This is a genomic window from Bradyrhizobium sp. IAR9 (assembly GCF_013408065.1).
Lineage (GTDB): Bacteria > Pseudomonadota > Alphaproteobacteria > Rhizobiales > Xanthobacteraceae > Bradyrhizobium.
This window is the reverse complement of record NZ_JACBZW010000011.1, coordinates 141656-156838: the sequence shown is the minus strand read 5'-3', so window position 1 is coordinate 156838 and position 15183 is coordinate 141656. Positions and strand designations below refer to the sequence as shown.

Annotated in this window: 14 protein-coding genes; 9 read left to right on the top strand and 5 right to left on the bottom strand. The window is 60.4% G+C overall.

All coding sequences use genetic code 11. From position 1 onward, the window contains the following. Nucleotides 1-126: 126 nt before the first annotated feature. Entirely contained in the window at nt 127-948 is an 822-nt protein-coding gene (locus tag GGD67_RS26735) for a hypothetical protein (protein ID WP_179737001.1), read from the bottom strand. 114 nt (nt 949-1062) lie between these two features. Here GGD67_RS26735 and GGD67_RS26730 point away from each other — a divergent pair, with 114 nt between their 5' ends. Beyond that, nucleotides 1063-1329, top strand: coding sequence for a helix-turn-helix domain-containing protein (locus tag GGD67_RS26730; protein ID WP_179736999.1), 267 nt, complete (start codon nt 1063-1065; stop codon nt 1327-1329). 92 nt (nt 1330-1421) lie between these two features. Here the strand turns inward: GGD67_RS26730 and GGD67_RS26725 are convergent, their stop codons facing one another. Next, on the bottom strand, nt 1422-1868 hold the full coding sequence (locus GGD67_RS26725) for a hypothetical protein (protein ID WP_246790861.1): 447 nt from the start codon (nt 1866-1868) through the stop codon (nt 1422-1424). 198 nt (nt 1869-2066) lie between these two features. Between GGD67_RS26725 and GGD67_RS26720 the strand changes: the two genes are divergently transcribed. The 5 genes from GGD67_RS26720 (at nt 2067) to gmd (ending at nt 7403) form a co-directional block, all read left to right on the top strand. Next, nucleotides 2067-2918 carry a YqaJ viral recombinase family protein gene (locus GGD67_RS26720; RefSeq protein WP_409411371.1) on the top strand — a complete coding sequence of 284 codons (852 nt, stop codon included), beginning with the start codon at nt 2067-2069 and terminating at the stop codon, nt 2916-2918. Next, nucleotides 2902-4044, top strand: a complete 1143-nt coding sequence (locus tag GGD67_RS26715) for an ERF family protein (protein WP_179736995.1) — start codon at nt 2902-2904, stop codon at nt 4042-4044. Before GGD67_RS26720 ends, GGD67_RS26715 begins: the two co-directional genes overlap by 17 nt. Then, nucleotides 4041-4616, top strand: a complete 576-nt coding sequence (locus GGD67_RS26710) for a hypothetical protein (protein ID WP_179736994.1) — start codon at nt 4041-4043, stop codon at nt 4614-4616. The genes GGD67_RS26715 and GGD67_RS26710 overlap by 4 nt, the downstream gene beginning before the upstream one ends. An 862-nt stretch (nt 4617-5478) precedes the next feature. Next, nucleotides 5479-6045 (top strand): transglutaminase-like cysteine peptidase, encoded by a 567-nt coding sequence (locus GGD67_RS26705; protein WP_179737199.1) that lies wholly within the window; start codon nt 5479-5481, stop codon nt 6043-6045. Nucleotides 6046-6311: 266 nt separating this feature from the next. Continuing rightward, nucleotides 6312-7403, top strand: coding sequence for a GDP-mannose 4,6-dehydratase (gene gmd, locus GGD67_RS26700; protein ID WP_028142344.1), 1092 nt, complete (start codon nt 6312-6314; stop codon nt 7401-7403). Between the two features lie 92 nt (nt 7404-7495). Here the strand turns inward: gmd and GGD67_RS26695 are convergent, their stop codons facing one another. The 3 genes from GGD67_RS26695 to GGD67_RS26685 form a co-directional block, all read right to left on the bottom strand. Then, a complete protein-coding gene (locus GGD67_RS26695) occupies nt 7496-8803 on the bottom strand; it encodes a WcaI family glycosyltransferase (RefSeq protein WP_179736992.1) in 1308 nt (435 codons plus the stop codon). A gap of 63 nt (nt 8804-8866) precedes the next feature. After that, the gene (locus GGD67_RS26690; protein ID WP_179736990.1) at nt 8867-9841 is read right to left on the bottom strand and encodes a GDP-L-fucose synthase; all 975 of its coding nucleotides are present in this window, start codon (nt 9839-9841) and stop codon (nt 8867-8869) included. 756 nt (nt 9842-10597) lie between these two features. Continuing rightward, nucleotides 10598-11599: an ABC transporter substrate-binding protein gene (locus tag GGD67_RS26685; RefSeq protein WP_312013795.1), complete on the bottom strand. Its 1002-nt coding sequence runs from the start codon at nt 11597-11599 to the stop codon at nt 10598-10600. Nucleotides 11600-11850: 251 nt separating this feature from the next. On the opposite strand from GGD67_RS26685, the gene GGD67_RS26680 reads away from it, so the two are divergent. The 3 genes from GGD67_RS26680 to GGD67_RS26670 all read left to right on the top strand — a co-directional run bounded on the left by GGD67_RS26680 (nt 11851) and on the right by GGD67_RS26670 (nt 15164). Further along, complete coding sequence (locus GGD67_RS26680; protein WP_246790860.1) at nt 11851-13344, top strand: undecaprenyl-phosphate glucose phosphotransferase; 1494 nt, start codon at nt 11851-11853, stop codon at nt 13342-13344. Between the two features lie 27 nt (nt 13345-13371). Next, nucleotides 13372-14100 (top strand): FkbM family methyltransferase, encoded by a 729-nt coding sequence (locus GGD67_RS26675; RefSeq protein ID WP_179736988.1) that lies wholly within the window; start codon nt 13372-13374, stop codon nt 14098-14100. Between the two features lie 263 nt (nt 14101-14363). Then, nucleotides 14364-15164: a glycosyltransferase family 4 protein gene (locus GGD67_RS26670; protein ID WP_179736986.1), complete on the top strand. Its 801-nt coding sequence runs from the start codon at nt 14364-14366 to the stop codon at nt 15162-15164. The last annotated feature ends 19 nt before the right edge of the window (nt 15165-15183 follow it).

The window sequence follows — 15183 nt, the reverse complement described above, 5'->3', positions numbered from 1 at the left end:
TAGTCTCTGATCGGTTGGCTAGGTGAGCCTCTCCATCACCCAATCGTGCAGCCCGAGCCGCATGATGGTCGAACCTAACTCGCGACCGGTCCAGACGTGAATGTCAGAGCGGTCGTCGGGGGGCGCTCAGCGCCCCCTTGGCGAATGACAAATGAAGAAGAACCGGTCGAACTGCTCGGTGGCGTCCATCCGGCGGATATAGGCATCCAAGGTCTTTTGGCTGGCGGCAGACTTGACCTGAACTGCTGCCCGCTCGTTGATCACCGCATGCTCCAGCTCGAGGTCGACCAGCTTCTTGGTGCCGCCGAGCACGGAGATCCGGTTCCAGCCACTGCGCGCAAAGATGATGTCAACAAGGGTTTCGAAATCGGCCCAGTGCAGCAGCTGCAGGGCCTCGATCGTCACCTCGAGCAGCGCGGTTCGGGCTTGGCTCGCCTTTGCGACGATCGGCTCTTCGATGCCATTGATCCGCCGTAGCAGGTAGTCCTGCGCTTTGACGGCGCAGATCGTCCGACGATAGCTTGCGACCTTGGTTAGCTTGGTGCTCAGCGAGTTTATTTTGAGCGGAGTTCCCTTGATGTCGGTGTTGCGCCACCCGGCGATGGCCTTCCTGAAGCGCTCGCCTGCACGCGTTGGTTCAGGTTTGACCCAGGTGACCTCTCGCTCCGCAAACGTCCACCACAAATGATCGCGCGCGATTGTGATCCAAAGACACCTTTCGTCCAATTCGTAGAAGTCGGCGACTTCCTGCGCGTCGCGCCCCGCCGCTTGTGGCGATCGGCCCAGCGCAATCAGATGCGCGATGATCTTCGCCCGGTCGCCGTCGACGGCAAGTTCATGGCTGACCGAACCATAGCCGAAGTGCAGCTCAGCGCGGTCCAGGCTGTTCTCCCACCGGCCGCCGGCGCCGAGCTTGATGTACCGAACCGTTGTCGCTGAAATCTTCATCAGGTGCCCCGTAGCTGCCGCCACTGATAGCTCGGGCCGCCAAATTTATCCAGTTTTGGGATAATCCATCTTCGGGATCAAATTGACCGCCGCCGATTCCCTGGCCCGGCGGTCATGCAGAAGTCCCTAAGATCCGCGCAACATGCCCGCCTGATCGAACTTCTTGTCGCAGTGCGACAGAAGTCTGGCATCCGCCAGCATGCATTGGCCAAGAAGCTCGGCCGTCCGCAATCGTTCATCGCCAAATACGAAGGCGGCGAACGGCGGATCGACGTCGTGGAATTTGTCGCGATCGCCCAGGCCCTGGGCGTTGATCCGTTGAAGTTGTTCCGGGACTTTCTGTCGGCTCGTGGTTCGGCGCCGAAGCAGCCCAGGCGCTAAGCCCATCATCTGCGATGCGCAGTCGAGGAGCGTTGCCGGCAGCCATTGGGGCGGTGCGGCCAATTTCCGGAACGAAGCCAACTGACCTTGCCTCACTCGCGCTCGAAGCTGAGCAAGCGAAGCGTCCTCTTCTGCTGCACCAAAGTAGCCCGGTCGTAGCGCTCCAAGCCTTGAAGGCCTTTCAGATCTGCCGCCAGCGGGCCGTTCAAAAGTGCGCCTAACATCGCCTGCCGCAGGCTGCGGATCCGCAGCAGCGCGAGCTTGGACCGCGCCAGCGCCATCGCCGCATCGGGCGTGATCGGATGCCCGAGCCCCGAAGCAATCGCGACGGCAAGATTCTCCACCTCGGGAGGATCGCTGATAATGCTCCGCGCCAGCCCATGGCGCAGCGCGTTGCGGCTGGACCTCGTCTTTCCAACCGCCGTTTTCGGCCCCGTGCTGCGCTTGGCGTTGCTGCGATTGGCTTCGATTTGTCGAATGGACACCATGTCCGAGGCCCTCGGCCGATGCTGATCGTGGCGGCCGGAAGCTCGCTCCAACGCATTGAGAGATCAAGGGTTTTCAGACCCATAGAACTGCGATTTTGCTGCAGAAAGGACTGGCATTGCCGCGCAAAAGGAGCGTTAATCATTAAACCGGCCGGCGGGCCCTTGGCCCCGGTCTCTCCCCTCGCAGTGGCGGGGCTTTTGGTGGTGCGGCGGCAAGCCGCGTCAACCCAGGAGAGACCGGTGAGCACGATTGCATCCGACGGCGCCGCGGCGCCCCACTCCGTCGTCACATTCAACCGCCTCGACCGCCGCGCCTTCATCGGCGGCTCGGACGCCCGCATCATCATGGGCCAGGACCAGGACGAGCTCCTGCGCCTGTGGCGGGAAAAACGCGGCGAGATCGCGCCGCAAGATTTGTCGCGCAACCTGATCGTTCAGCTTGGCGGTGCTACCGAAGACCTCAACCGCAGCTGGTACCAGAACGCCACCGGGTATGCGATCACCGACATCCAGAAGCGGGTGCGGCACCCCGTCCACGGCTGGATGGCGGCCACGCTGGACGGCATCGTCGCGCCGACCGGGGCGGTGTTCGAGGCCAAGTTCATGCTGCCCTGGGCCTTTACTGAAGAGGCAGCGGCCGACAAGCACATGGCGCAGCTGCAGCACAACATGTGGGTGGTGGCGGCGCGCGCGGCCGTGCTCTCGATCATCACCGGCGGCGGCAAATGGGTCGAGATCACCGTGCATGCCGACCCGCTCTATCAGCACCTGCTGCTGACCGCGGAAAAGAAGTTCTGGCGCTGCGTGCAGAGCGGCGAGCCGCCGCTGCTGTTCGCCATCGAAACCCCACGGCCGCGGCTTGCCGCCGTCAAGGTCGTCGACATGACCGCCTCCCATCTGTGGGCCGAATGCGCGGCGACCTATCTGCGCACCCGCGAGGCCCATGGCGAGCATGAGCTGGCCAAGACTGAGCTCAAGAAGCTGCTGCCGGAGGATGCCAAGGAAGCGTTTGGCCACGGCGTTCGCGCCAAGCGCTCAAAGGCCGGCGCCGTCAGCTTTGATCCGGTTGAGATGGAGACCGTCCATGCACCAGGCCAGTGAGCATATCGGGGCGATCGCGGCGGCGCTGGCTCGCGCGCAAGCCGACCTGACCAATCCGGAAAAGACTCTGACCGCTCAGATCCGCTCCCCGTTCCTGCGCGATGACGACCGCACCTTTCGCTATGCCTCGCTGGCGAGCGGCCTTGACATCGTGCGCAAGACGCTGAGCCAGCAGGAGATCGCCACCATTCAGACCACCCGGGTCGAGGAGACCACCGGCCACATCCACCTCACCACCCTGCTCGCCCATTCCTCCGGCGAGTGGATCTCCTCGGACTGGCCGGTCTGCGCCGCACGGGACATCGAGGCGCCGCATCGCATGGGTGCGGCGCTCACCTACGCCCGACGTTACGCCCTGTTCGCGCTGGTCGGGATTGCCGGCGAGGATGATCTGGATGCCCCGAATACGGCCGCCGGTTCCCCCGCACCACCTAACCTCAAGGCCTCGCCCGGCAAGGGCGCTCTCAACCGTGCCCCGGTGCTGCGGCCGGGGGAGTCCGCCGCACTCCGGGAGCAGCTGTTGCGCCAGCTCGAAGCGCTGCCTGCCAGCACCGATCTGCTCAGCTGGGCCATGGCGAGCCTCCCGCTCAAGAACAGCCTGCAGGAGCCGGATGCCCGGCACGTCGAGGCAGCTTATCAGGCCAAGCTTGAGGACGCTGGCCGTGCTCAGGCGGAGCAGACGGCCGATTTGAATGGCACGCCAAGCCTGCCCGCAGCGCCTGCTGCTGACGCCGAGGCCGTGCTGCAGCCAGCGCTACCCGAGGTTGGGCTCGCTCATCCCAAGGAGCCGTCCCGCAAACGCAGCAAGGCGCACCTGTTATTTGTCCGGGAGCAGCCCTGCCTGGTGTGCCGGCAAACCCCGTGCGATGCCCATCATCTGAAATTCGCTCAAGCCCGGGCGCTCGGCCGCAAGGTCAGCGATGAGTTCACTGTCCCCCTGTGCCGCGAGCATCACCAGGAGCTGCATCAGCATGGCAATGAACGGGCGTGGTGGGCGAACCTGCAGATCGCGCCGCTGCCGGTGGCGCAGGAGCTGTGGACGGCAAGCCCCGTCCACGATCCCGCCAACGTCGCCGTCGGCGCCGCGTCGCTTGCGGCAAACCTGGATTCGGAGGCCGCCGGATGAACGGTCTGTTCCAAACCGCGCGCGAGCTCACCGCCACGGCGCTGCCGGTCGAGTTTGCGTCCTTGGCGCCCCCGCCCCTGCTGCTGCCGGGCGAACAGCTCGAACACTACCAGGCGCTCCAGCAGGCGATCTTTGCCGACCTCGCGCCGCGGTCCGCCATCGAGTGGCTGCTCGCCATCGACGTCGCGGAGCTGTCCTGGGACATCCAGCGCTACCGCATGTTGCGGCATAAATTGCTCGAGACCTACCGCCAAAAGGCGGTTGAGGCGGCGCTGCGGCGCATCGACATGGTCGGAATTGATCCCGAGTTCGAAGCGGAGGCCGAAACCTACACGCTACAAAATGCCCTTAGCTGGCGGTGTGATCCCGCCGCTGCGTCCGAGATCGACGCGCGCCTCGCGACCTATGGCTTCGACCAACACGCCATCACCACCGAAGTCTACGTGCAGGCGCGCGAGGTCCTGGTCTTGTTCGAGGGGCTGCTCAACGCCGCACAAACCAAGCGCATGCTGCTCCTTCGCGAGATCAGGAATCAGCGCTTCCTCAATGGACCGCTGCGCCAATCGCGTTGAAGAATCGCTTGGTCACGGAGCACGTGCCCCCTATTCAGACTTACGCTCAAGGACAATTTCAGTCGGATCGCACTTTGAACAGCGCCGAACCCGTGTGAGACCGGATTCTTCGCAATGCCCGTGTCGGAATTGTCCCGTGACTGCCCTTCGCTCACAGGACTGCGATGTTAGCTTTCGGAAGTGAGACAGCGCAATTCGAAATAGCCAAGGGCAGCCTTTCACCGGTCCGTCTAATTCGTCTTCCCTACAACCATAAGAAGCGTCAGCCAGCTTCCGCCCAGGTGTGTTTTCGAGCCCTGGCGTCCCAACATTCATCGCGTCCCTGACGGAAGGGCTCTAATGGTCCGTGACCGTCATTTGCGTTCGCAGGACTGCGAACAGTCGGCTACGCCACAGACTAACTTTCCAAATATCGATGGCGAAGTCGTTCCTATCAGGGACTTGTGGTTAGCCGGGGCCCGCCTCAGGCCGCGATCGCGGCGATCAGCGCCCACGGGCGCATTTCTGCTCAATGTAGTGGGCGGCAGCCTGAACTTCGCTGAATGGATGGAAGGATTAGGGAAACGAAGAGCGGTTCGGCGGACATGCACCGAGCATCTGACGTACTATATGCGATCGAAGCAACGATCCGGATAGGCCGACGCTGCCAATCATCTCCGGCAGCCCAACTGCCACACCCTTGCGCACGTTGCAGGTGTTCGAGGCCACAGACTCCTATACCGTGGCGACCTTCACCTCGTTCAGATCAAGCGCTCGCACGCTGCTCCACGATTGTGCATCGATTGCCTCACAATTGTCATGGCGCTTCCATCGCATCGCAATATACTTCGCCTAGCAATCAGAAATGTCAGGCGAACTTTCGATGATCAGACATGCGGTCCGCATGCTGGCCATAACGTATTGCGTTTGCGGCCAGCCCGCCTATTCGAACTATGAATCCCAAGCGGTGACGCCACCGCTTTCATTCTCTCAATTCTGCATTCAATATCCCGAGGACTGCCGGCGCCATGACGATCGCAGGATCCGAGACTTCCGCTCTTCAATCCAACGCTGGCGCGAACTCGCCCAAATCAATTCAGCGGTGAACTTCGGCATAGCGCCGAAGGATCCGCCCGCAAGCCGACGCGACGCGGAATGGCAGATATTCCCTTACGAGGGCAATTGTGGGGATTACGCCGTCACCAAGCGCCATCTGCTGCTGCGATCCGGCTGGCCCAGTTCAGCACTCCTCCTCGCAGAGGTCGTCATTCGGGCGACCGGAGAGCACCACCTTGTGCTGCTCGTGCGTGAGGGACGAGCCGTTCTCGTACTCGATAATCTGAGTCCGGTGGTCACGCCGCTTGTGGATGCTTTGGATCGGTTCACCATCCTGCGTGCGGAGTCGGGAACGGATCCACAACGGTGGACACGAGAAGTCGCGACCTACTAGCTGGCCTTCCGATCAACCGGGCCAAGCCGCATATGGTCATGAGATCCGATCTAGTTTTTTCCGCGGCTTGGAGGCCTCTCGCCCGACTACGGTCAAACGAGGGACGGACACCTTGATGGCACTGCGCCTCGCACGTACTCGGAGGAGATCTTTGGCGCGCCGGCTGGAGCCAGACGCTGTTAATCTAAGCTTGATTTTCGCTCCATTTCGCCCTCCCTAACCAGGTCAATTTCGTGTAAGCACCAATTTCCATTTTTGGGACTGATATGACAAAGAAACGAGCACTTATTACCGGCGTCACTGGCCAGGACGGCGCCTATTTGGCCGAACTTCTTTTGCAGAAGGGATACGAGGTCCACGGCATCAAGCGCCGGACCTCGCTGTTTAACACTGATCGCATCGATCATCTGTATCTCGATCCGCACGAGCCTGACCCGCCCTTTCGGCTCCACTATGGCGATCTGACGGACTCCTCGAGCCTGATCCGGATTGTCGGCCAGGTGCAGCCAGACGAGATCTACAATCTCGCGGCGCAGAGTCACGTTGCCGTCTCGTTCGAGGAGCCGGAATATACTGCGAACTCCGACGGCCTGGGCACACTTCGAATTCTCGAGGCCATGCGGATCGTTGGACTGGAAAAGACGACCCGATTTTACCAAGCATCGACATCGGAACTGTACGGTCTGGTCCAGGAAATCCCGCAAAAGGAGACCACTCCTTTCTACCCGCGTTCGCCGTACGCCGTCGCCAAGCTCTATGCTTACTGGATCACGGTCAATTACCGTGAAGCTTACGGGATGTATGCCTGCAACGGCATTCTCTTCAATCACGAATCTCCCGTCCGGGGTGAGACTTTCGTCACCCGAAAAATCACGCGGGCATTGGCCCGGATCCATCTGGGCCTGCAGGAGCGGTTGTATCTCGGCAATCTCGATGCATTGCGCGATTGGGGACACGCGCGCGACTATGTCGAGATGCAGTGGCTTATGTTGCAACAAGAAAAGCCGGAAGATTTCGTCATCGCGACCGGTGTTCAACATTCGGTTCGAGATTTCGTTAACGTGGCGGCGAGCGAAGTCGGCATGCAGATCCGATGGGAGGGGGCCGGCGTCGACGAGAAGGGTTACAATGTTGCAAACGGAAAATGCGTGGTGTCGGTCGACCCGCGCTATTTCCGCCCAACAGAGGTCGCCACTTTGCTTGGCGATCCGTCCAAGGCGAAAGAAAGACTCGGCTGGCAGCCCCAGACCTCATTCGAGAGCCTCGTTCGCGAGATGATGAAGGAAGATCTCGAATCCGCAAAACGCGATGAGCTGATTAAGCAGCACGGCTTTAGGTATTTCCCGCGCCACGAGTAGTCCTGGCAGATCGGCCAGCAAGGCAAGAAGCCAAATGAGCGCCCATCGCGGCGCTCATTTTTTTGGACGATAACAAGTTGAGATCAGATGCTTTAAGGTGACCGAACGGCATCCTCCACGGGAAGCCCAATGTCGCCGGCAGCGTTTTTCGAGTCGACATTCTTCTGCCCTGTCGCACTGCCCTGCCCTGCCATGACCTCCGACCACCGGTGAACAATTGCGCGTCGATCCCAACGATCAAGCGCGCGCCTTCTTCCTTCTTCGCCGTAATGCTCACGGAGAGCCGGCGCCTCGCTGAGCTGGCAAATTGCAAGCTCAAGCGCGGACGAATCTCCGGGTGGAATCACCAGGCCCGCATCCGTAACTTCAGCCGCGAGGCCCGTGCCTTCTTCAGCCATCGCAATGACCGGCCGAGCCGACGCGAAGATCGCGCCAAGCTTGGAGGGCAACACCAGATCGGCGGCCTCGGCTTTCTGCGGGATCAGATGAAAATCGGCCGTGGCCATCAATTGATTGAAACTTTCGTTGGGCTGAAGCCCGAGAAAATGGACATTGCGACGTCCGGCAGCGAGCTGCTCCAGCCTCATTTTATGTGGCCCATCGCCTGCAAGGATGAAGTGGATATGAGGATGGCTCTCCTCCAAACCGATCGCAGCCTCGATCACGAGTTCAAGGCCTTGCTTGTTCGACATTGTTCCGGAGTAGAGCGCAACGATATCGGCCGCGCCCAGCTTCAACTGCTGACGGTATTTGGTCATTCGCGAACCCGGGCAGATCGCGTTGGTGTCAATCCAGTTTCTCACCTCGGCTGTCTTGTCAGGACTCAACCCCTTGATTCTCAACCGTTCGACCATCGCTTGAGAGATAGTTGAAACATGGTCGAACGATTTGAGGATCGCCGCTTCGGCTCGAAGCATCCATTTTCGCAAGTTAGGATTGCGTAGCAGACCAAGATCAAATGCCGCGTCCACCTCGAAGTCCTGCACATGAAGCCATGATTTGGCACCGACGCAACGAGCGACGAATGAGACGAAGGCAGCCGACATTAATGATGGTGCGACGGCGATCATAACGTCGGGGCGCCAGGATAGCGCCTCAACGAGGACCGGCGCCCCGCTCGTAAGCGCGAATGAAGCGTGATGAACCAGCCGCTTGGCGCCCGAGGGATGTCCGGGCACATAAATCGGCGTACGTGTCACGCGAACGCCGTGAATATCTCTCGACCTGAAGTACGACGACTTGAACGCCGGGGGAATCTTCCAGGCTGGATAATACGGAGGTGCCGTAATGACCCTGACTTCATGACCTTCGGCGGCCAAGCTTTCGCAGAGCTCAGCGTTGTATTTTGCCACACCGATCAGATCGGGGGCATAGTTGATGCCGACCAAGAGAACACGCATAAAGCCCCGCCCAAATCAAAAGTTCAGAATAAAAAAGTTTCTTGTAGTCTTACGTAGTTTTTCTCAGCGCGTCGCGCTGACTTCCAGATGACGTCCAGAGCCCTTTAAAAAGTCTGCGTAGGCGGCCGCGAGACCGGCCCGCAGAGCGACGTTCGGTCGCCAGCCAAGCCCTCGAATTCTCGAGCTATCGAGCAGCTTGCGTGGCGTGCCGTCAGGCTTTGACGTATCGAACGCGAGCTCGCCCTGATAGCCCACGACCTCCGCGACTGTCCTCGCAAAATCGGCGATCGACAATTCGTCGCCACTGCCGACATTGATCGGAAGATCGCTTGAATAGTTCTTCAGAAGGAAGACGCAGGCATCGGCAAAATCGTCGACGTTGAGGAATTCGCGGAGCGGTGTGCCGGTGCCCCACACCGAGACGCTGGATGCATTGGCGAGCTTGGCTTCATGGAAGCGCCGGATCAACGCGGCCGGGACGTGACTATGATCGGGATGATAATTGTCGCCGCGGCCGTAGAGATTAGTCGGCATTACCGAGATGAAATCGTCGCCATATTGCCGACGATACGCCTGGCACATCTTGAGGCCGGCAATCTTGGCGATCGCATACCACTCGTTGGTCGGCTCGAGCGGCCCGGTCAACAATTCGCTTTCGGCGATCGGCTGCTTGGCGTGCTTTGGATAGATGCACGACGAGCCGAGGAACAGCAGGCGCCGCACACCAACCGCGTGACTTGCACGGATCACGCTCAATTCCAGCGCAAGGTTGTCGCAGAGAAAGTCGACCGGGAAATTGTTGTTGGCCGCGATACCGCCAACTTTTGCAGCGGCATGAATCACGACGTCCGGGCGATTGGCTGCGAGCCATCTGAGCGTGGGTTCTTCCTTTGTCAGATCCAGCTCACGCCGATCAGCCGTCAGCACGGTGCAATTCTCTGACGCAAGCCTTCGGACGACAGCCGATCCGACCATGCCGCGGTGACCCGCGACAAAGACACGTTTGCCCGTGAGATCGTAGGTTGAAGCCCCTGTCATCGTATCCTCTACCGGCGATCGATTGGCCGGATCGTCACTCCCGTGAGATCCGGCTACCGCCGCATGACGCAATCACGCTGCCGATGCAGCCCCGCCAAACTGGTAACACAATCTTCACCATGCACCAGCCTGTCCCGGCCCGACAAAGATATTCATGGTGAACCCGTGCTGCGCGCACAAAAGAGCAGCACACGGCGAAACAAAAATGAGCAAGGCAGCCGCATGAGCTGTGCGGCTGCCTTGTAAATCTTCTAAAAAGCGGCGCTCGCCGCTTAGGTCAGCCGAAGCTTAATATGCCCGACGCAGGACGGGGCCGACGGGCGCGCAAACACGGTCCATATACCAGCCATAGGGCGTCTCGACCCGCACCAAGGGGCAGTGGCGCGACGGCACATATCTATATGGGTAGGGCTGCGCCCAGAACGTGACAGGCGTCGCCTGGCTTGCACCCGTGAGCAGGGCCGCCGGCACCGGCATTTGCATCGCCGCGCTTGCTCCGCTCGCTGCACAGACGGAAGCCGTGGCGGCCAAAAGGCCGGCTCGCATCAAGGTCTTAAACATCCCAAAAAGCTCCTTGCCCCTGCGGATTTGGTCCATTCTCCGCGCCCCACCAGGAGGCTGCAACCCGAGAACCACCGCGAACCAGCCTGAATAGTAAAGCCTAGATTACCAAGGCTAGGACCAAAAAGGCAACCGACGCCGCGGCTTGGGGAGGGCCTTTATTGCGATATGGCGCGCAAGTGTGGCTTCTTGGTCCTATTTTTCCTCGCTCCAGGCGCCCGGGGCAGCAAGGTCGGGTGAACGTCGGTACACATCTCGAAGGAACTGGTAGTTGACGGTCTGGGCCAGCGGCACGTCCTCTTCGCCAAGCTTGGCGAAGAGGAGAATGTCCCGAAGCGTCCGCCAACGGCTTTCGTCATAATCGCCGATGCGCCCCCCTGTCGGCAACACGAGCGGACGTAGCTGCTGCAGTTCAAATTTCAGCCGCTCTGAGTTCAGCTTGGCTGGTCCGGCGCCGGCCAGAACGGGCACGCTCCGTGCATAGTCCGCATAGGTAAATTGCCATCCTCGGATGAGGCCCTGAAGGACATCGGCAATCATGGATGGCTGTTCATGGACGAGAGCGTTACTCGCGAAGTAGACCAAGCCAGGAACATGGATGCCGTAGTCTTGCGGTTTGATGACATTCAGCTTCGTGAACGTCGAACCGGACGGATCCGGTTGCTGGTCGATTGCGGCGATGATGGCATCCACCTCACCGGCCCGCAGAGCCTCGAAACTGTCGCGGTCTGGGACCTTGGTGATCTGGCTTCGGGGCAGCCCGAGCTGCGCCATCATGGCGTCGAAAACGACGTCGCCCTCACTCGCCCTACGGTATCCGACCCGCTTTCCGACCAGGTCGGCCGGACGCCGCAATCCCGAGCTTTCGAGCGTGAAAATTGCGACAGAGGTATCGAGGAAGCTCGCGGCGAAGGCGGTCACGGGGACGCCGCGCCAGCTCGCCAGCAGGAATTTCTGGCCGCTCGTCACGCCGATGGCATGTTGGCGTGCAATCGTCTGGACGAACTCTGGGTCTTCGGGCTGGGCCGCCACCTCAATGCGGGAGGAGAAATATCCCTGCCTCGACGCCGAGAGCTCGCCGGCGAAACGCGCGCCATACTGGCCGTCGAGGAGGAGCTTGACCGCGACGGCCGCGGAGGCCGTCGGAGCCCGTACGGGGGCCGCATCGGGGCGAAGAAGCAGAAGCGCGGTCCCCACCAATGCCGCCGCAGCGAGGCCAATGGCGAGGTAACGCCTTCCTCTCGGCCGGGTCCGCCGCCGGGACTGGGTTCGGGGCAACGAGAACTTCCTAACGGGTTGTGAAATTTAACATATCAGTCGAGGCGAGATGGGCTACAATGAAGCTTCTGGGGTAAGGTTAATTTTCCCTTCGCCTTGTTTTAAAAGCGATTTTGACCGATAGCACAGCGCGTTCGGATAATGAATTTTGCGTCAATGGGCTTGGCAAGATGACGATTCTTTCCACTCGACCGGTGCCCGTCCCTGATTCTGCGACGGAAATTGGTACGGTCGAGCAATCCCCGGCAGCAGGCTATGCGCCGAGCTGGCTGCGTCCTGTGGTTGTCGAGCGGTTGATGGCCGTGGTCGATGCGGCGCTGATCGTATTCAGCGGGATCGGCTGCGCGGTCGGCTATCACATCGCGACCGCGGGCACGCTCGGCAAGGCGGACGTCTATGCGGCGGCCAGTGTCCTGGTCGCAATCAATTTCATCCTTCTGACCATCGTGCAGCACGGCTACCGCCTGAAAACCGTCACCGACTTAGCCCGCACGTTCCGGATGACGCTGACGACGTGGACCGGCCTGTTCGGCGCGCTGCTGGCGATCGCCTTCACGATGAAGGTCAGCGACGAGTTCTCCCGCGGCACCACGATCTCGTTTTATCTGGTCGGCCTCGCCGTTCTGCTCGCCTGGAAGATCGCGGCCGCGCGCTGGACCGCGCATGGCTTACGCACCGGTGCCTTCGCCAACGGCCGCGCAATCATGATCGCCGAGTTCGGCCTTGCCACCTCGTCCAACGCGGTCGACGACCTCGGCCAGCACGGCTACCGCCTGATGCGGGTCATGGAGATTCCGGCCAAGGAGCTCGCCTCGCCGCTGCTGCTGTCTTCGCAGGCACCGCGCTTCGAGGAGCTGATCACTTATGCGCGCGAGAACCGGATCGAGCACGTCTTCCTCTTGATGAACTGGAGCCGGCAGCACGCGATCGATAGCATTCTGGACGCGCTGAAGATCCTCCCCGTCCCGGTGCATCTGGTGCCGGACGCCAACACGGCGCGCTTCCTGCGCTATCCGCTTGAAGGCACCGGCAACACCTTCACCGCCGAGCTGCGCCGCGCTCCGCTGACCTTTCGCGAACGTGCGCTCAAGCGGGCGCTGGATCTCGTCGGCGCGAGCTTTGCGCTCCTGGTGTTCGCGCCGGTGATGCTGGTGACCGCGGTCCTGATCAAGCTGACCTCGAAGGGCCCGGTGTTCTTCCGCCAGACCCGCCACGGCTTTGGCGGGCGCGCGTTCAAGATCTTCAAATTCCGCACCATGCGCGTGCTGGAGGACGGCCCGACCATCGTCCAGGCGCAGAAGAACGACCCGCGCGTCACGAGAATCGGCAAGTGGCTGCGCAAGACCTCGATCGACGAGCTGCCGCAGCTTCTCAACGTGCTCAAGGGCGACATGTCGCTGGTCGGCCCCCGCCCGCACGCCGCCGCCCACAACACCGAATATGAGCAGATCATCGGCAACTACGCCTTCCGCCACCACGTCAAGCCCGGCATCACCGGCTGGGCCCAGGTTAATGGTTACCGCGGAGAAACCCGCACGCTCGAGCTGATGCAGAAGCGCGTGGAATATGATCTCTGGTACATCAATAATTGGAGCTTGTGGTTGGACGTAAGAATCATGCTGGGAACAGCAATTGTCACGTTCGGTCGCCCTACCGCCTACTGACCCGTCCTCTCACCGTTACGTTGATCAATGAATCTGTTTATCGTCCGGGTCCGCAAGCTCCTACACGCCGTCGGTTCGTCGTCAGGTCGGCGAGCCCTTAAGCGGGGGGTCGCCGCAAGCATTGAACACCGCTCGGCACTCGAGGGGGTCCCGTATAGGACCATAGTCGACATAGGAGCCAACGTCGGTCAGTTTGCACTTTTCGTACGCGAGCAGTATCCGGAAGCCAACATCTTCAGTTTCGAGCCGCTTGAGGATTGCTGGGACACATTCAGCACCATCTTTAGAAGTGATCCGAATGTTCATCTTTTTCGTTGTGGGGTCGGGCCTGCCGATACCGATGCCCTCATGAATGTGACCAACGCGAACGACTCATCCTCGATATTTGCGCCGGCACCTACGCAGGTTGAAGTGTTCGGAACAAAAGTGAATACGACAAAGAAAGTCGAACTGCGTCGACTGACGACTCTCTTGCGAGAGGATCAGATCGCGTTTCCCGCGCTCCTCAAAATCGATGTTCAAGGTTTCGAGCTCGATGTGCTGCGCGGTTGCGAGGAACTCCTCTCATCCTTTGATACCCTCTATGTCGAGGCCTCCTATATGGAGCTCTACGAGGGCCAGGCGCTGGTCGGCGAGGTCATCGATTTTCTTCGACACCGGGGCTTTGAGATCCGGGGCGTCTTCAACCAGCACGTCGATCCAACGAGAGGTCCTCTCCAGGCTGACTTCATGTTCAAGCGGGCCTTGGCGTCGTGACTTCAAACGACGACTTCGTAGTGGCAATTGGTCAGCTGCCGCCCCCCGTAACCGGACTATCCTACATTACGGCCCGCATGATCGATGCCATCAAAGGCACGCACCCTGTCCGTACAGCGAATATCGCTGCTGAGCCCGGGCAGACGGGACTATCAAAGCACATCCGTAGAGCCCTTCGGGTACTCGCTGCGGGCGCCGTTCTATTGAGGCATACCTTCAGGACCGGTCGTCGCTGTTATCTGGTGTGCGAAGGCGATTGGGGCTTGGCGTATATTATCTTCCTCGCCGCTTTGGCTCGCGTCTGCAGCTATCCGACCGTTCTACATCACCACAGCTTTGCCTACATCGACCGACCGAGAGCACTCCTGCGCCTGCTTTTGCGTGCCGGCGGACCGGCTCTTACGCACGTGTTCTTATGCCCCATCATGAGCACCAAATTTGCTTCGGCTTATGGTGTCGAGCCAAAGGCTTGCATCCTTTCGAACTCGGCCTTCGTCGAGCCCGATTGGGACTTCCAGACTCTGACCGGACCGCTCACCATCGGGCTTCTTAGCAATCTCACCAAAGAGAAGGGGCTCCATACGTTCCTGGAACTGGTACGTTCTGCACGAATCCAAGGTCTTGGCATGAAGGCAATTCTTGCCGGACCAATTGCGGGTGAGGCAGATCGCAAGCTGGTGGAGGATGCAACTCGCGATCTGCGCGACGCCCTTGAGTATCGGGGACCCCTTTACGGATCCTCGAAAAACACGTTCTACCGGGATATCGACATTTTCGTCTTTCCGACGCAGTACTCGCACGAGGCCGAACCGACCGTCGTGTTTGAAGCTTTGTCAGCGGGCAATCTCATCATCGCGTTCGATCGGGGCTGTATAACGAGCCAAGTTGGAACGAACGGGCTGATCGTTCCGACAGACTCAAACTTTGTCCAGGATTCAGTCGACTATCTGCGACAAGCGGCCGGGCAGCTGACCAACCTCCGTGGCGAACGTCGTTCCTGCATTGACGCATACGGGGCCGTTCATTCATCCAGCTCTGCAATCGCGAAGCAGTTGTTTTCGTGATCCGGCCGGTAACTGAAGA